The sequence below is a fragment of the Paraburkholderia dioscoreae genome, assembly GCF_902459535.1.
Taxonomy (GTDB): Bacteria; Pseudomonadota; Gammaproteobacteria; order Burkholderiales; family Burkholderiaceae; genus Paraburkholderia; species Paraburkholderia dioscoreae.
The window spans coordinates 4,074,495-4,088,465 of sequence record NZ_LR699553.1 but is presented as its reverse complement, the minus strand read 5'-3'; the positions used below and the strand labels follow the sequence as shown (position 1 = coordinate 4,088,465).

Annotated in this window: 18 protein-coding genes; 17 read left to right on the top strand and 1 reads right to left on the bottom strand. The window is 63.0% G+C overall.

Going from position 1 to position 13,971, the window contains the following annotated elements; translation table 11 throughout:
* The first annotated feature begins 40 nt into the window (after positions 1 to 40).
* The 17 genes from murA (at position 41) to PDMSB3_RS18380 (ending at position 12,707) form a co-directional block, all read left to right on the top strand.
* Positions 41 to 1,303 carry a UDP-N-acetylglucosamine 1-carboxyvinyltransferase gene (murA, locus tag PDMSB3_RS18460; protein ID WP_007180204.1) on the top strand — a complete coding sequence of 421 codons (1,263 nt, stop codon included), beginning with the start codon at positions 41 to 43 and terminating at the stop codon, positions 1,301 to 1,303.
* Positions 1,300 to 1,998: an ATP phosphoribosyltransferase gene (gene hisG, locus PDMSB3_RS18455; RefSeq protein WP_007180205.1), complete on the top strand. Its 699-nt coding sequence runs from the start codon at positions 1,300 to 1,302 to the stop codon at positions 1,996 to 1,998. The genes murA and hisG overlap by 4 nt, the downstream gene beginning before the upstream one ends.
* Positions 1,999 to 2,051: 53 nt before the next feature.
* A complete protein-coding gene (gene hisD, locus PDMSB3_RS18450) occupies positions 2,052 to 3,374 on the top strand; it encodes a histidinol dehydrogenase (protein WP_007180206.1) in 1,323 nt (440 codons plus the stop codon).
* Positions 3,375 to 3,494: 120 nt separating this feature from the next.
* On the top strand, positions 3,495 to 4,565 hold the full coding sequence (gene hisC, locus PDMSB3_RS18445; protein ID WP_007180207.1) for a histidinol-phosphate transaminase: 1,071 nt from the start codon (positions 3,495 to 3,497) through the stop codon (positions 4,563 to 4,565).
* Between the two features lie 114 nt (positions 4,566 to 4,679).
* The gene (hisB, locus tag PDMSB3_RS18440; protein WP_064267519.1) at positions 4,680 to 5,267 is read left to right on the top strand and encodes an imidazoleglycerol-phosphate dehydratase HisB; all 588 of its coding nucleotides are present in this window, start codon (positions 4,680 to 4,682) and stop codon (positions 5,265 to 5,267) included.
* Positions 5,268 to 5,342: 75 nt separating this feature from the next.
* Complete coding sequence (locus PDMSB3_RS18435; RefSeq protein ID WP_007180209.1) at positions 5,343 to 5,963, top strand: YchE family NAAT transporter; 621 nt, start codon at positions 5,343 to 5,345, stop codon at positions 5,961 to 5,963.
* A complete protein-coding gene (gene hisH, locus PDMSB3_RS18430) occupies positions 5,960 to 6,601 on the top strand; it encodes an imidazole glycerol phosphate synthase subunit HisH (RefSeq protein WP_165187143.1) in 642 nt (213 codons plus the stop codon). Before PDMSB3_RS18435 ends, hisH begins: the two co-directional genes overlap by 4 nt.
* A 214-nt stretch (positions 6,602 to 6,815) precedes the next feature.
* A complete protein-coding gene (gene hisA, locus PDMSB3_RS18425; protein ID WP_007180211.1) occupies positions 6,816 to 7,568 on the top strand; it encodes a 1-(5-phosphoribosyl)-5-[(5-phosphoribosylamino)methylideneamino]imidazole-4-carboxamide isomerase in 753 nt (250 codons plus the stop codon).
* A 217-nt stretch (positions 7,569 to 7,785) separates the two neighbouring features.
* Positions 7,786 to 8,559 (top strand): imidazole glycerol phosphate synthase subunit HisF, encoded by a 774-nt coding sequence (hisF, locus tag PDMSB3_RS18420; protein WP_007180212.1) that lies wholly within the window; start codon positions 7,786 to 7,788, stop codon positions 8,557 to 8,559.
* A 1-nt stretch (position 8,560) separates the two neighbouring features.
* A complete protein-coding gene (gene hisI / locus PDMSB3_RS18415; protein ID WP_197740238.1) occupies positions 8,561 to 8,971 on the top strand; it encodes a phosphoribosyl-AMP cyclohydrolase in 411 nt (136 codons plus the stop codon).
* On the top strand, positions 8,968 to 9,363 hold the full coding sequence (locus PDMSB3_RS18410) for a phosphoribosyl-ATP diphosphatase (RefSeq protein ID WP_011489988.1): 396 nt from the start codon (positions 8,968 to 8,970) through the stop codon (positions 9,361 to 9,363). The genes hisI and PDMSB3_RS18410 overlap by 4 nt, the downstream gene beginning before the upstream one ends.
* 128 nt (positions 9,364 to 9,491) lie before the next feature.
* Complete coding sequence (locus PDMSB3_RS18405; protein ID WP_165187139.1) at positions 9,492 to 9,887, top strand: DUF4870 family protein; 396 nt, start codon at positions 9,492 to 9,494, stop codon at positions 9,885 to 9,887.
* Positions 9,888 to 9,968: 81 nt separating this feature from the next.
* Positions 9,969 to 10,334 (top strand): histidine triad nucleotide-binding protein, encoded by a 366-nt coding sequence (locus PDMSB3_RS18400; RefSeq protein ID WP_007180216.1) that lies wholly within the window; start codon positions 9,969 to 9,971, stop codon positions 10,332 to 10,334.
* Positions 10,335 to 10,573: 239 nt separating this feature from the next.
* Entirely contained in the window at positions 10,574 to 10,813 is a 240-nt protein-coding gene (gene tatA / locus PDMSB3_RS18395; RefSeq protein ID WP_007180217.1) for a Sec-independent protein translocase subunit TatA, read from the top strand.
* Between the two features lie 39 nt (positions 10,814 to 10,852).
* On the top strand, positions 10,853 to 11,380 hold the full coding sequence (tatB, locus tag PDMSB3_RS18390) for a Sec-independent protein translocase protein TatB (RefSeq protein WP_007180218.1): 528 nt from the start codon (positions 10,853 to 10,855) through the stop codon (positions 11,378 to 11,380).
* Between the two features lie 34 nt (positions 11,381 to 11,414).
* Complete coding sequence (gene tatC, locus PDMSB3_RS18385) at positions 11,415 to 12,194, top strand: twin-arginine translocase subunit TatC (RefSeq protein WP_007180219.1); 780 nt, start codon at positions 11,415 to 11,417, stop codon at positions 12,192 to 12,194.
* Positions 12,195 to 12,356: 162 nt separating this feature from the next.
* Positions 12,357 to 12,707 carry a DUF1493 family protein gene (locus PDMSB3_RS18380; RefSeq protein ID WP_007180220.1) on the top strand — a complete coding sequence of 117 codons (351 nt, stop codon included), beginning with the start codon at positions 12,357 to 12,359 and terminating at the stop codon, positions 12,705 to 12,707.
* Between the two features lie 21 nt (positions 12,708 to 12,728).
* Here the strand turns inward: PDMSB3_RS18380 and PDMSB3_RS18375 are convergent, their stop codons facing one another.
* Positions 12,729 to 13,952, bottom strand: coding sequence for a Do family serine endopeptidase (locus PDMSB3_RS18375; RefSeq protein ID WP_007180221.1), 1,224 nt, complete (start codon positions 13,950 to 13,952; stop codon positions 12,729 to 12,731).
* Positions 13,953 to 13,971 lie beyond the last annotated feature (19 nt).

The window sequence follows — 13,971 nt, the reverse complement described above, 5'->3', positions numbered from 1 at the left end:
CGCTCCGGCCGAAGTCCGGGGCAATCAGGAACTGACAGGCATGGATAAACTCGTCATTGAAGGTGGCTACCCGCTGTCGGGTGAAGTCGTCGTCTCGGGTGCGAAGAATGCGGCGTTGCCGATTCTGTGCGCGGGTCTGCTCAGCGCGGAGCCTGTGCACCTGGAAAACGTGCCCGACCTGCAGGACGTGCGCACGATGCTCAAGCTGCTCGGCCAGATGGGCGTGCAGATCGAGAGCGGCGACGGCCGCGTGTCGCTGAACGCGTCGAAGGTGGATAACCTCGTCGCGCCGTACGAAATGGTCAAGACGATGCGTGCGTCGATCCTCGTGCTCGGCCCGCTGGTCGCGCGCTTTGGTCACGCGCGCGTCTCGCTGCCGGGCGGCTGCGCGATCGGCGCGCGCCCCGTGGATCAGCACATCAAGGGCCTGCAGGCAATGGGCGCGGAGATCACGATCGAGCACGGCTTCATCGAGGCACGCGCGAAGCGGCTGAAGGGCACGCGCATCGTCACCGACATGATCACCGTGACCGGCACCGAAAACCTGCTGATGGCAGCCGTGCTGGCCGAAGGCGAGACCGTGATCGAGAACGCGGCGCGTGAGCCGGAAGTCGGCGATCTCGCGCATCTGCTGGTCGAGATGGGCGCGAAGATCGAAGGCATCGGTACGGATCGCCTCGTGATCCAGGGCGTCGACAAGCTGCATGGCGCGAAGCACACGGTGATTCCGGACCGGATCGAGGCCGGGACGTTCCTGTGCGCGGTGGCGGCTGCCGGTGGCGACGTCACGCTGCGCAAGGTCCGTCCGCTGATTCTCGAAGCCGTGACCGAAAAGCTGCGCGAAGCCGGCGTCACGGTCGAAGAGGGCGACGACTGGATGCGCGTACGCATGGACAAGCGTCCCAACGCGGTCACGTTCCGCACCTCCGAATACCCGGCGTTCCCGACCGACATGCAGGCGCAGTTCATGGCGCTGAACACGATTGCGACCGGCACCTCGCAGGTCGTCGAAACGATCTTCGAAAACCGCTTCATGCATGTGCAGGAATTGAACCGGCTGGGCGCGAACATCACGATCGACGGCAACACCGCGCTCGTGACCGGCGTCGAGCAGCTTTCCGGCGCGAAGGTCATGGCGACCGATCTGCGCGCGTCCGCGAGCCTCGTGATTGCCGCATTGCGCGCCGACGGTGAAACGCTGATCGACCGGATCTATCACCTCGACCGCGGTTACGACCGGATGGAAACCAAGCTCACCGCTATCGGCGCGAAGGTGCGCCGTGTCTCGGGGAGCCAGGCATGAGCGCAATGCCGCAAACTTCGTCGTCGCCGGCGGTGAGTGCGCCGCTTACGCTGGCGTTGTCGAAAGGGCGTATCTTTGAAGAGACGTTGCCGCTGCTCGCGGCAGCCGGCATCGAAGTGGCCGAAGATCCGGAGACTTCGCGCAAGCTGATCCTGCCGACCACGGACGCGAACCTGCGCGTGATCATCGTGCGCGCCACCGACGTGCCTACCTATGTCGAATACGGCGCGGCCGACTTCGGCGTGGCGGGTAAAGACGTACTGCTCGAACACGGCGGCAGCGGCCTGTATCAGCCGGTCGACCTGGATATTGCGCGTTGCCGCATGTCGGTCGCGGTCGCGGCCGGTTTCGATTATGTGAACGCGGTGCGCCAGGGCGCCCGCTTGCGCGTGGCGACCAAGTACGTCGAAACCGCGCGTGAGCATTTCGCCGCCAAGGGCGTGCATGTCGATCTGATCAAGCTGTACGGCTCGATGGAACTGGCGCCGCTGGTGGGCCTCGCCGACGCGATCGTCGACTTGGTGAGCTCGGGCAATACCTTGCGCGCTAACAATCTTGTCGAGGTGGAGGAGATCATGCAGATTTCGTCGCGCCTCGTGGTGAACCAGGCGGCGCTCAAGCTCAAGCGCGCCGCGTTGCGGCCGATCCTCGACGCGTTCGAACGTGCGTCGAAAGCCGGCTCCACGACGGCCTGATCGCGTCAGTGTGAACATGCAGTAACGAGCGCCTTACCGGAACGGATACCCGTATGTCTATCAAGATTCGCAAACTCGATTCCACCGCTCCCGACTTCCAGAAGTCGTTGCACGCGGTGCTCGCGTTCGAGGCGAGCGAAGACGAAGCAATCGAGCGCTCGGTCGCGCAGATTCTGAACGACGTGAAGGCGCGCGGAGATTCCGCGGTGCTCGAGTACACGAGCCGCTTCGATCGTGTCGAGGCAAAGAGCGTCGGCGCGCTCGAACTGCCGATGTCGGAGCTGGAAGCGGCGCTGGAAGGCCTCGAGCCGAAGCGTCGCGCGGCGCTCGAAGCGGCGGCCGCGCGGGTGCGCGGCTACCACGAGAAGCAGAAGATCGAATGCGGCAGCCATAGCTGGCAGTACACGGAAGCCGACGGTACGGTGCTCGGCCAGAAGGTCACGCCGCTCGATCGCGCGGGTATCTACGTGCCGGGCGGCAAGGCGGCGTATCCGTCGTCGGTGCTGATGAACGCGATTCCGGCGCGGGTGGCCGGCGTGCGCGAAATCGTCATGGTGGTGCCAACACCGGACGGCGTGAAGAATCCGCTGGTGCTCGCGGCCGCGCTGCTGGGCGGCGTGGATCGCGTATTCACGATTGGCGGCGCGCAGGCGGTGGGGGCGCTCGCGTACGGCACGGAAACGGTGCCCGCGGTCGACAAGATCTGCGGTCCGGGCAACGCGTATGTCGCGTCGGCCAAACGCCGCGTGTTCGGCACGGTCGGTATCGACATGATCGCCGGGCCGTCGGAAATCCTTGTGCTGTGCGACGGCACCACTGACCCGCGCTGGGTCGCGATGGACCTGTTTTCGCAGGCCGAGCACGACGAACTCGCGCAGTCCATCCTGCTCTGCCCGGACGACGCATTCATCGGCCGCGTGAAAGATGCGATCGACGAACTGCTGCCCACCATGCCGCGCCGCGACGTGATCAGCGCGTCGCTGGAAGGCCGCGGCGCGTTGATCAAGGTGCGCGACATGGCGGAAGCCTGTGCGATCGCCAACGACATCGCCCCGGAACACCTCGAAATCTCCGCGCTGGAACCGCAGCAGTGGGGCCAGTTGATCCGCCATGCCGGCGCGATCTTTCTCGGCCGCTACACCAGCGAAAGCCTCGGCGACTACTGCGCGGGGCCCAACCACGTTTTGCCTACGTCTCGTACCGCACGGTTCTCGTCTCCTTTGGGCGTCTATGATTTCTTCAAGCGTTCAAGCGTGATCGAGGTCAGTGCGGAAGGCGCGCAGACGCTTGGCGAGATCGCCGCCGAACTCGCTTACGGCGAAGGCCTGCAGGCGCATGCCCGCAGCGCCGAATACCGGATGCGGCAAAACGGCTGAGTGCGTCGGATTGCGCGCGATTCCACGTTAAATACAGACAAGACAAACAGACCAACCTCGGGCGGCCAGCATGCCGCCGACGCCGGGCTCGCGTTCCCTTGCGACCCGCTCCACCGACCTATGACGACACCTCAAGACATCATCCGCCGCGACGTGCTCGCGATGACGAGCTATCCGGTTCCGGACGCGACGGGCTATATCAAGCTCGACGCGATGGAAAACCCGTTCCCGCTGCCGCCGGTGCTGGCCGCGCATCTGGGCGAGCACCTGGCCGGCGTCGCGCTGAACCGCTATCCGGCGCCGCGTCCGGATGCGTTGATCGAGAAGATCAAGCGTGTGATGCAGGTGCCGCCCGGCTGCGACGTGCTGCTCGGCAACGGCTCGGATGAAATCATCAGCATGGTGTCGGTCGCGTGCGCGCAGCCGGGCGCCAAGGTGCTCGCGCCGGTGCCGGGCTTCGTGATGTACCAGATGTCGGCGAAGCTGGCGAATCTCGAGTTCGTCGGCGTGCCGTTGAACGCGGATTTCACGCTCGACACCGAAGCGATGCTTGCCGCGATTGCCGAGCACCAGCCGGCGATCGTCTACCTTGCGTATCCGAACAACCCGACCGGCACGCTGTTCGACGACGCCGACATGGAGCGCATCATCGCCGCGGCGAACCGCAGCCTCGTGGTGATCGACGAGGCCTACCAGCCGTTCGCTCAGCAAAGCTGGCTGCCGCGCGCCGACGCGTTCGACAACGTGGTAGTGATGCGCACGGTGTCCAAGCTCGGTCTGGCCGGAATCCGTCTCGGCTATCTGGTCGGCAAACCGGGCTGGCTGACTGAATTCGACAAGGTGCGGCCGCCGTACAACACCAACGTGCTCACGCAGGCCGCCGCCGATTTCCTGCTCGACCACGTCGACGTGCTCGACGCGCAAGCCGCGCAATTGCGCGAAGAACGCACGAAACTCGCGCACGCGGTCGCCGGGTTGCCGGGCGCCGAAGTGTTCCCGAGCGCCGGCAATTTTCTGCTGGTGCGCGTGCCGGACGCGTCGGTCCTGTTCGAAACGCTGCTGGCGGCACGGGTTTTGATCAAAAACGTGAGTAAAATGCATCCATTGCTGGCCAATTGCGTGCGTTTGACCGTCGGTTCGCCCGAAGAAAATGCGCAATTGCTGGCTGCACTGAAGCTCGTATTGCATTGAAGGCGTACCGAATGGCCGTGCAAGCGCTTTTCCCCACTGCGGAAAAGCGCGCGCAGCCCGCCGTTTTTCCATCCCACATACCTGTCGCTTTCTAGCTAGATTCGAGGAATTACCATGCGCCTTGCGGAAGTCGTTCGCAACACCAGCGAAACGCAGATCCGTGTGAAGATCAATCTGGACGGCACCGGTCAGCAGAAGCTGGCCACCGGCGTGCCGTTTCTGGACCACATGCTCGACCAGATCGCGCGGCATGGATTGTTCGACCTCGAAATCGAAGCGCATGGCGACTTGCATATCGACGACCATCACACGGTCGAAGACACCGGCATCACGCTCGGCCAGGCCGTCGCGAAAGCGATCGGCGACCGCAAGGGGATCCGCCGTTACGGTCATTCTTACGTGCCGCTCGACGAAGCGCTGTCGCGCGTCGTGATCGATTTTTCCGGTCGTCCGGGGCTCGAATTCCATGTGCCGTTCACGCGCGCGCGCATCGGTACGTTCGACGTCGATCTGTCCATCGAATTTTTCCGCGGCTTCGTCAATCACGCCGGCGTGACGCTGCATATCGACAACCTGCGCGGCCTGAACGCCCATCATCAGATGGAAACGGTGTTCAAGGCGTTCGGGCGTGCATTGCGCATGGCCACCGAACTGGACGAGCGCGCGGCCGGACAGATTCCGTCGACCAAGGGCAGCCTTTAAGCGCTCACGAGCCGGCTCATTGGCCTATTTACCTGGACCGGGACCAGCGCCGTTTGCGCTCGCGCCCGGTGTGCGATGGACATTCTGAAGTCGTTTATTTCGCTGCTGGCGTTGATCAACCCGGTCGGCGCCATCCCGTTCTTCATGAGCCTGACGGCGCATCAGAGCGACGCCGAGCGGCGTAGAACCATCCGGATCGCAGCCATTTCGGTGTTCTGCGTGATTGCGGTGACCACGCTGCTCGGGCAGCAGATCATCAGCTTCTTCGGCATTTCGGTCGGCTCGCTCGAAGTGGGCGGCGGGATCATCATGCTGCTGATGGCGATCAACATGCTGAACGCGCAGATCGGCAACAGCCGTTCCACGCCGGAAGAGCGCCACGAAGCGGAGCAGAAGGACAACATCGCGGTCGTGCCGCTGGCGATTCCGTTGTTGACCGGTCCGGGCGCGATCAGTACTACGATCATCTATGCGGCCGGCTCGGCGCATTGGTACGACCGGATCAGCCTCGTCGCGATCGGCGCGGTATTGGCGGCGATCTGCTTTTTTTCGCTGCGCCTTGCCGAACCGATTGCCCGCTGGGTGGGTCGCACGGGTATCAACATCGGCACGCGGCTCATGGGTTTGATGTTATCGGCGCTGGCGGTGGAATTCATCGTCGATGGATTGAAGGCATTGCTGCCTAATTTGAAATGAAAACTTCGATAGCGATTGTGGATTACGGAATGGGCAACCTGCGCTCGGTTGCCCAGGCGCTGCGCAAAGCCGCGCCGGAAGCGGATGTGGCGATCGTCGACCGGCCGGAAGCGATCCGTGCCGCCGGCCGCGTGGTGCTGCCCGGGCAGGGCGCGATGCCCGACTGCATGCGCAGTCTCGGCGAGTCCGGCCTGCAGGAAGCGGTGATTGAAGCGTCACGCACCAAGCCGTTGATGGGCGTGTGCGTCGGCGAGCAGATGCTGTTCGACTGGAGCGCGGAGGGCGGCACACCCGGCCTCGGCCTGTTGCCCGGCAAGGTGCTGCGCTTCGATCTGGAAGGCCAACTGCAGGACGACGGCTCGCGCTTCAAGGTGCCGCAAATGGGCTGGAACCGCGTGCATCAGACGCAGCCGCATCCGCTGTGGGACGGTGTCGCGGACAACGCGTTCTTCTACTTCGTGCATAGTTATTACGTGGTGCCGGACAATGCCGCCCATACCGTGGGCGAAACGGTGTACGGCGTGCCCTTTACGTCGGCGGTGGCGCGCGATAACATCTTCGCGACCCAATTCCACCCGGAAAAGAGCGCCGAAGCGGGGCTGCGCGTGTATCGCAACTTCGTGCACTGGAACCCGTGAGCGCCTTTCTTCATCCTGTCGCCGTGCGTCGTTCTGCCACAAGCGGAACGCCTGCCGCGCGCCGCACCCGCAGCACCACGATTTCGCTTGCCCACGACGCCGCGCAAGGGCGTCGAAAGAGTTGTACTAAACTAGCGAAACGGCGTCCCGGCGGGCTGAACCCTCAGCCGCTCGCGCCGACCTTCAACCCATTCCCAGACAACACCCGATTGCTATGCTGCTGATTCCCGCCATCGACCTGAAAGACGGTCAGTGTGTACGCCTCAAACAGGGCGATATGGACCAGGCGACGATATTTTCCGAGGAACCGGCGGCGATGGCCCGACATTGGGTCGATCGCGGTGCCCGGCGTCTGCACCTCGTCGACCTGAATGGCGCGTTCGCCGGCAAGCCGAAGAACGAAGACGCGATTCGCGCAATCATCGAGGAGGTGGGCGGCGAGATTCCCGTTCAGCTGGGCGGCGGCATTCGCGATCTGAATACGATCGAGCGCTATCTGGACGACGGTTTGTCGTACGTGATCATCGGCACGGCGGCGGTGAAGAATCCCGGCTTTCTGCAGGATGCCTGCACGGCGTTCGGCGGTCATATCATCGTCGGGCTGGATGCGAAAGACGGCAAGGTCGCGACCGACGGCTGGAGCAAGCTGACCGGCCATGAAGTGGCCGATCTCGCGTGCAAGTTCGAGGACTACGGCTGCGAGTCGATCATCTATACCGACATCGGCCGTGACGGCATGCTACAGGGCATCAACATCGAAGCCACGGTGCGTCTCGCTCGCGCGGTGAAGATTCCGGTGATCGCGAGCGGCGGTTTGTCGAACCTCGCGGACATCGAATCGCTGTGCGAAGTCGAAGACGAAGGCATTGAAGGCGTGATCTGCGGCCGGGCCATCTACTCGGGCGATCTCGACTTCGCGGCGGCGCAAACCCTCGCGGATCGGCTGCGCGAATCGGACGACGCTTAAAACGGGGAGGCGGGGCCGGCAGGCTTGCCGCTCGCGCCTCGTGCGTTCGGCGTCGCGGCGAGCGAATCGCCGGCGTCCGAGCGGCGCGACCTGACACCGGCATACCGTCTCGAGCCGGTTGCGTGGAACTCACCGGCGGCGCGACTGACCGCGCCGGCACTGTGCCGCTCGTCCAGGCGAGCGGCCTCATCAGCGGTATTGGCAGAATTGCAAGATCATGGCTCTAGCTAAACGCATCATCCCCTGTCTCGACGTCACGGCTGGCCGCGTGGTCAAGGGCGTCAACTTCGTCGAACTGCGCGATGCGGGCGACCCGGTCGAAATCGCCCGCCGCTACGACGATCAGGGCGCGGACGAACTCACCTTCCTCGACATCACCGCCACCTCGGATCAGCGCGATCTGATCCTGCCGATCATCGAAGCGGTCGCCTCCCAGGTGTTCATTCCGCTCACGGTCGGCGGCGGCGTGCGCGCCGTCGAAGACGTGCGGCGCCTGTTGAACGCGGGCGCGGACAAGATCAGCATGAATTCGTCGGCGGTGGCGAATCCGCAGCTCGTGAAAGACGCGACGGACAAATACGGCTCGCAATGCATCGTGGTCGCAATCGACGCGAAGCGCGTCTCCGCAGCAGGCGAAGCGCCGCGCTGGGAAGTCTTCACGCATGGCGGACGCAAGGCCACCGGGCTGGACGCCGTCGAATGGGCGCGCAAGATGGCCGAACTCGGCGCCGGCGAAATCCTGCTCACCAGCATGGACCGCGACGGCACGAAGAGCGGCTTCGATCTCGCGCTCACGCGCGCCGTGTCCGACGCGGTGCCGATCCCGGTGATCGCCTCGGGCGGCGTGGGCAACCTGCAGCATCTGGCCGACGGCATCAAGGAAGGCCGCGCGGACGCGGTACTCGCCGCGAGCATTTTCCACTACGGCGAACACACCGTGGGCGAGGCCAAGCGCTTCATGGCCGATCAGGGCATTTCGGTGAGGTTGTGACGTGGTGAATCCCTCGGCAGTCAATTGGCTCGACAAGGTCAAATGGGACGCGAACGGCCTCGTGCCGGTGATCGCGCAGGAAGCGTGGACGAACGACGTGCTGATGTTCGCGTGGATGAACCGCGAAGCTCTCGCGAAAACCGTCGAAACGGGGCGCGCGGTGTATTTCTCGCGCTCGCGTCAGCGCCTGTGGTTCAAGGGCGAAGAGTCCGGCCACGTGCAGCACGTGCACGAACTGCGGCTCGATTGCGACGAAGACGTCGTGCTGCTGAAGGTGGAGCAGGTGTCGGGCATTGCCTGCCACACCGGCCGCCACTCGTGCTTTTTCCAGAAATTCGAAGGCTCGGTGGAAGATGGCGACTGGGTCGCCGTCGAAGCCGTGCTGAAAGACCCCGAACAGATCTACAAATGACGCAATCCACGCAAACCACGCCGTCCAACGCCGCGTCCACCACCGACACGCTGCTGCGCCTCGCGGCGATCATCGACAGCCGCAAGGGCGGCGATCCGGAGGTCTCGTATGTGTCGCGCCTGTTCCACAAAGGCGACGACGCGGTGCTGAAGAAGATCGGCGAAGAAGCCACCGAAGTCGTGCTGGCCGCCAAGGACGCACGCCACGGCGGCGCGCCGAAGGCGCTGGTCGGCGAAGTCGCGGACTTATGGTTCCATTGCCTCGTCATGCTGTCGCACTTCGATCTGAGCCCGGCTGACGTGCTCGCCGAACTCGAACGCCGCGAAGGCATGTCGGGTATCGAGGAAAAGGCGCTGCGCAAGAGCCGCGACCGCGAGCAGAACGGCGATTGAGCGACGACTGAGCGGCAACTGAGCGGAGGCCGAACGACGGACGTTCGGCGCACCGTCTTGAACTGGCGAGCAACGGCGCCCATATTGCACTGAACGCATCTGACGCGCATCCTCGGGAGGACGCAAGCATGGAACAGTCGCACGAAAGCTATCCGCCAACGGTTTATCGCAACGCGATCGAGCCGGAGCGCGAGCGCAGCCTGCGCACGCTCACCCACGTCCTCTACGCGCTGTACGCGGTCCACTGGCTGACGGGCGGCCTGACCATCCTGATCGCGATCATCATCAATTACATCAAGCGGCCCGACGTGGTGGGCACGCCGTATGAAGCCCATTTCGAGTGGCAGATCCGTTCCTTCTGGATGGCCTTGCTGGGTTATGCGATCGGCGGCGTGCTGCTGTTCGTGGTGATCGGCATTCCGGTACTGTGGGCCGTGAGCATCTGGATGTTGTACCGTATTATCAAAGGCTGGCTGTATCTGTACGATAACAAGCCGCTCGCGAATCCGCGCGGCTGGTTCTGAGTTTCGTCCGGGCGTTGCCGGGCCTGACATGAACCGCGCCGCGCACGTTTCGCGCTCCAGCCATACTGTGTCAGGAATACGATGAGTCACGACCCGAACTGCCTTTTCTGCAAGATCGCCGCCGGCGAGATTCCGTCGACCAAAGTCCACGAAGACGACGAGTTCGTTGCCTTCCGCGACATTCGCCCGGCCGCTGAAACCCACGTGCTGGTGATTCCGCGCAAGCACATCGCCACCCTGTCGAATTGCACCGAAAGCGATGCACCGCTGCTTGGTAGAATGCTTGTCCTGACCGCGCGTCTGGCGGATCAGTTAGGCGTGGCGTACACGGGCGGCGAAACGGGTTTTCGCACGGTAATCAATACCGGTCCGGGCGGCGGGCAGGAGGTGTATCACCTGCACGCTCATATTCTCGCGGGACCGCGCCCCTGGCAGCGCATGGGTTGACAGGGCAACCGGGCGGCGCGGTGAGTTTTGGTCACGGACAATAGCGCGGCCGTTGTTTTTGCCGCATTGTAATGTCGCCGACGCGATCGTCTGGCCACAATGGCATTCCGTGTCGCGGGTTGAACCGGAAGGGCTCGCGGTAACGTATATATAGATGAAGCGTACGCGCTTCGATTCACGCTGCAAGGCGTCCGAGTTCACCGCATCACGGTGCGATATCGGGGTTAAGGAGAGTAGTCATGGGTTCGTTGAGCATTTGGCATTGGTTGATCGTGTTGTTGATCGTGGCACTCGTGTTTGGCACGAAGAAACTGCGCAATATCGGCACCGATCTGGGTGGCGCCGTGAAGGGCTTCAAGGAAGGCATGAAGGAAGCCGAAACGCCGGCAGGCGAAGCGCAACAGCGCGAACTGCCGCGTAACGGCGCCGTAGATGTGGATGCGAAGGAAAAGGCGCCGCGTTCGGGCGATTACCGCTAAGCCGCGGCTTAACCGCGTTACTGACGGACATTCCACTCCATGCTGGACCTCGGTCTAACCAAGATGGCGCTGATCGGCGTCGTCGCGCTGGTCGTACTTGGCCCTGAGCGCCTGCCACGCGTCGCCCGCACGGCGGGCGCGCTGTTCGGCCGCGCGCAGCGGTATATCAACGACGTGAAGGCGGAAGTCACGCGCGAAATCGAGCTCGACGAACTGCGCCGCATGAAAAGCGAGTTCGAAGCGGCCGCGACCAACGTCGAAACTTCCGTTCAGGACAATCTGCGCAAGCATGAGAGCGAGTTGAACGACGCGTGGAACAGCGGCACGTCGGTGTCGCCGAGCATTGCGGGCGGCGCGCTCGAAGACGTCGGCAATGCAGGCAACTCAGCGTGGCCGCGCAGCACGTCGGCTGCGGGCTCCAAACACAAGAACTGGCGCGTCAAGCAGACAGCCATGCCCACCTGGTACAAGCGCGCGACCACGCGCCGCACGCGTGTGCAGTCGGGTGCGGCGCGCGTGGCGCGGCATACACCGGCCACCATGCGTCGTCCGACGCGGTTCTTCTGATGATCAGAACGACAATCTCTAACCGAGGGCCGGTGTGAGCGACCCCCAGCAAACCCAGAACGAAGGCACTGAAGAGACCTTCATTTCCCACCTCGTTGAATTGCGCGACCGTATCATTCGCGCCGGCCTTGCCGTCGTCGTGGTGTTCGTGGGACTCGTGTATTGGGCGCCGGATATCTTCCGGCTGCTGGCGCGGCCGTTGATGCAGAATCTGCCGAAGGACGGCAAGATGATCGTCACGGATGTGACCGGCTCGTTCTTCGTGCCGATGAAGGTGACCATGCTGGTGGCCTTTGTGATCGCGCTGCCAATCGTGCTGTATCAGATCTGGGCATTCGTTGCGCCGGGTCTTTACCAGCACGAGAAAAAACTGGTCGGGCCGCTGGTGGGCAGCAGCTACACGCTGTTCCTGTGCGGCATGGCGTTCGCGTACTTCGTGGTGTTCCCGACTATCTTCCGCGTGATGGCGCACTACAACGCGCCGCTCGGCGCGGAGATGACCACGGACATCGACAATTACCTGAGCTTTGTGCTGACCATGTTCATCGCGTTCGGCGTGACGTTCGAAGTGCCGATCGTCGTGGTGCTGCTGGTCCGCATGAACGTGGTGACGCTCAAGAAGCTCAAGGAGATTCGTCCGTATGTGATCGTCGGCGCCTTTGTTATCTCCGCCGTGGTCACGCCGCCGGACGTGTTCTCGCAGCTGATTCTGGCGATTCCGTTGATCGTGCTTTACGAAGCGGGGATCATTGCGGCGCGGCTGATTGTGGGCAAGCAGCCGGTGGTGATCGAGGATGCGGGCGCGTCGGAGTGAACCCGAGGTGCAGGCCGATAAAAAGGGCAGTTCATTGCAGGCTGCCCTTTTGTTTGAGCGCCTGTGGTTCGCGATTAGTTCACCCGAAGCTTTGGTGCATCCACAACCGCTTATCGATCGACCATTGGATATGACGGGCCTTGTAAAAGCAGAGAACCACCGGTGACAGCAGAGATCTGGAACAGTCTGAAAGCGTTTGTCGCGGAAGATGCCGGCAAACCGATTGTCGGCCGGCTGCAACTAACGAGAGACGCGGACCTTTATCACGATCTGGACATGAATCCAGGGCGTATCGCGGAATTTATTAAGGCATGGGCCGCACGCTTCGGTGTCGACATAGGCGGTTTTGATCCGCACCACTACTATCCGGCTGCGAAGCTGAATAGCGGACCCTTCTTCGCAACAGTGGCCAAGTCGCCGTTCAGCGCCAGTGCGCGCGAAACCCTTGGCGGTAGATCTCTTACTCTCGGCATGCTCGAGGAGGCTATGAAAACGCGGCGGTGGGACGCGTAGCGGTCTTCCAGCGCCTGAATCTCAACCCCCATCATCATCCTGCTGATCACTGCCGCCATTATCCTCAACCGGTTGCTTCGGCGGAGGCGGACGCTTGCCGATGGTGACGTCCAGATCCATCTCGCGGCTCTTGCGCACCAGATGCACCTTTGCAGCCGTACCCGGCTTGATCTGCGCGATCACGTTCAGCAGGCGCGTAGTGTCGGTGATCTCCTGCCCGTTCACGCTCACGAGAATATCGCCCGGCTTGATGCCCGCACGGTCCGCGGGTCCGTTCTTCAATACGCCCGCGACAATCGCCCCCGACTTCTGATCCAGCCCGAACGATTCCGCGATCTCCGGCGTGACGTCCTGCGGTTCGACGCCGATCCAGCCGCGCGTGACCGAACCCGTGGTGATGATGCTCTCCAGCACGCTGCGCGCGGTCGACACGGGAATCGCGAAGCCAATGCCGAGCGAGCCACCTGAGCGCGAATAGATGGCGGTGTTGATGCCGAGCAGGTTGCCGTTCACGTCGACCAGTGCGCCACCCGAGTTGCCCGGGTTGATGGCCGCATCGGTCTGAATAAAGTTTTCGAACGTGTTGATGCCGAGGTGATTGCGCCCGAGCGCGCTGACGATGCCCATTGTCACCGTCTGGCCGACGCCGAACGGATTGCCGATCGCCAGCACCACGTCGCCGACGCGCGTCTGATCCATACGGCCGAGCGTGATGGTGGGCAGATTGGTCATGTTGACCTTGAGCACGGCCAGATCCGTTTCCGGGTCGATACCGATGACCTTCGCATTCGTGGTGCGGCCGTCGGCCAGCGCGATTTCGATCTGGTCGGCGCCGTCCACGACGTGCTGGTTCGTTAGAATGTAACCTTCCGAACTCACTATCACGCCGGAGCCGAGATTGGATGCGGGCTGCTCCTGCTGCTTGCGATTGTTCTTGTCGCCGAAAAAGTAGCGGAACAGCGGATCTTTCGCGCGCGGGTCGGGCGGCAGTGAGCCATCCTTGCTGGAGAACACGTTGACGACCGCCGGCATGGCCTTTTGCGCGGCGTCTGCATACGACGCCTGGGCTGGGCCGCTGCCGATACCTGGCGCCACTTCCCGCAGGGCGACGATCGGTTCGGCGAGTTGCTTGCCGAATTGCCCCTGACGCTGCAGCCACTGCGGTTTGAGAGTCGCAACGATGAACATGAGCGCCAACAGCACGGTCACCGCTTGGGCAAAGAACAGCCAAAAGCGTCTAAGCATCTGAAGACTAGAGGTTTAT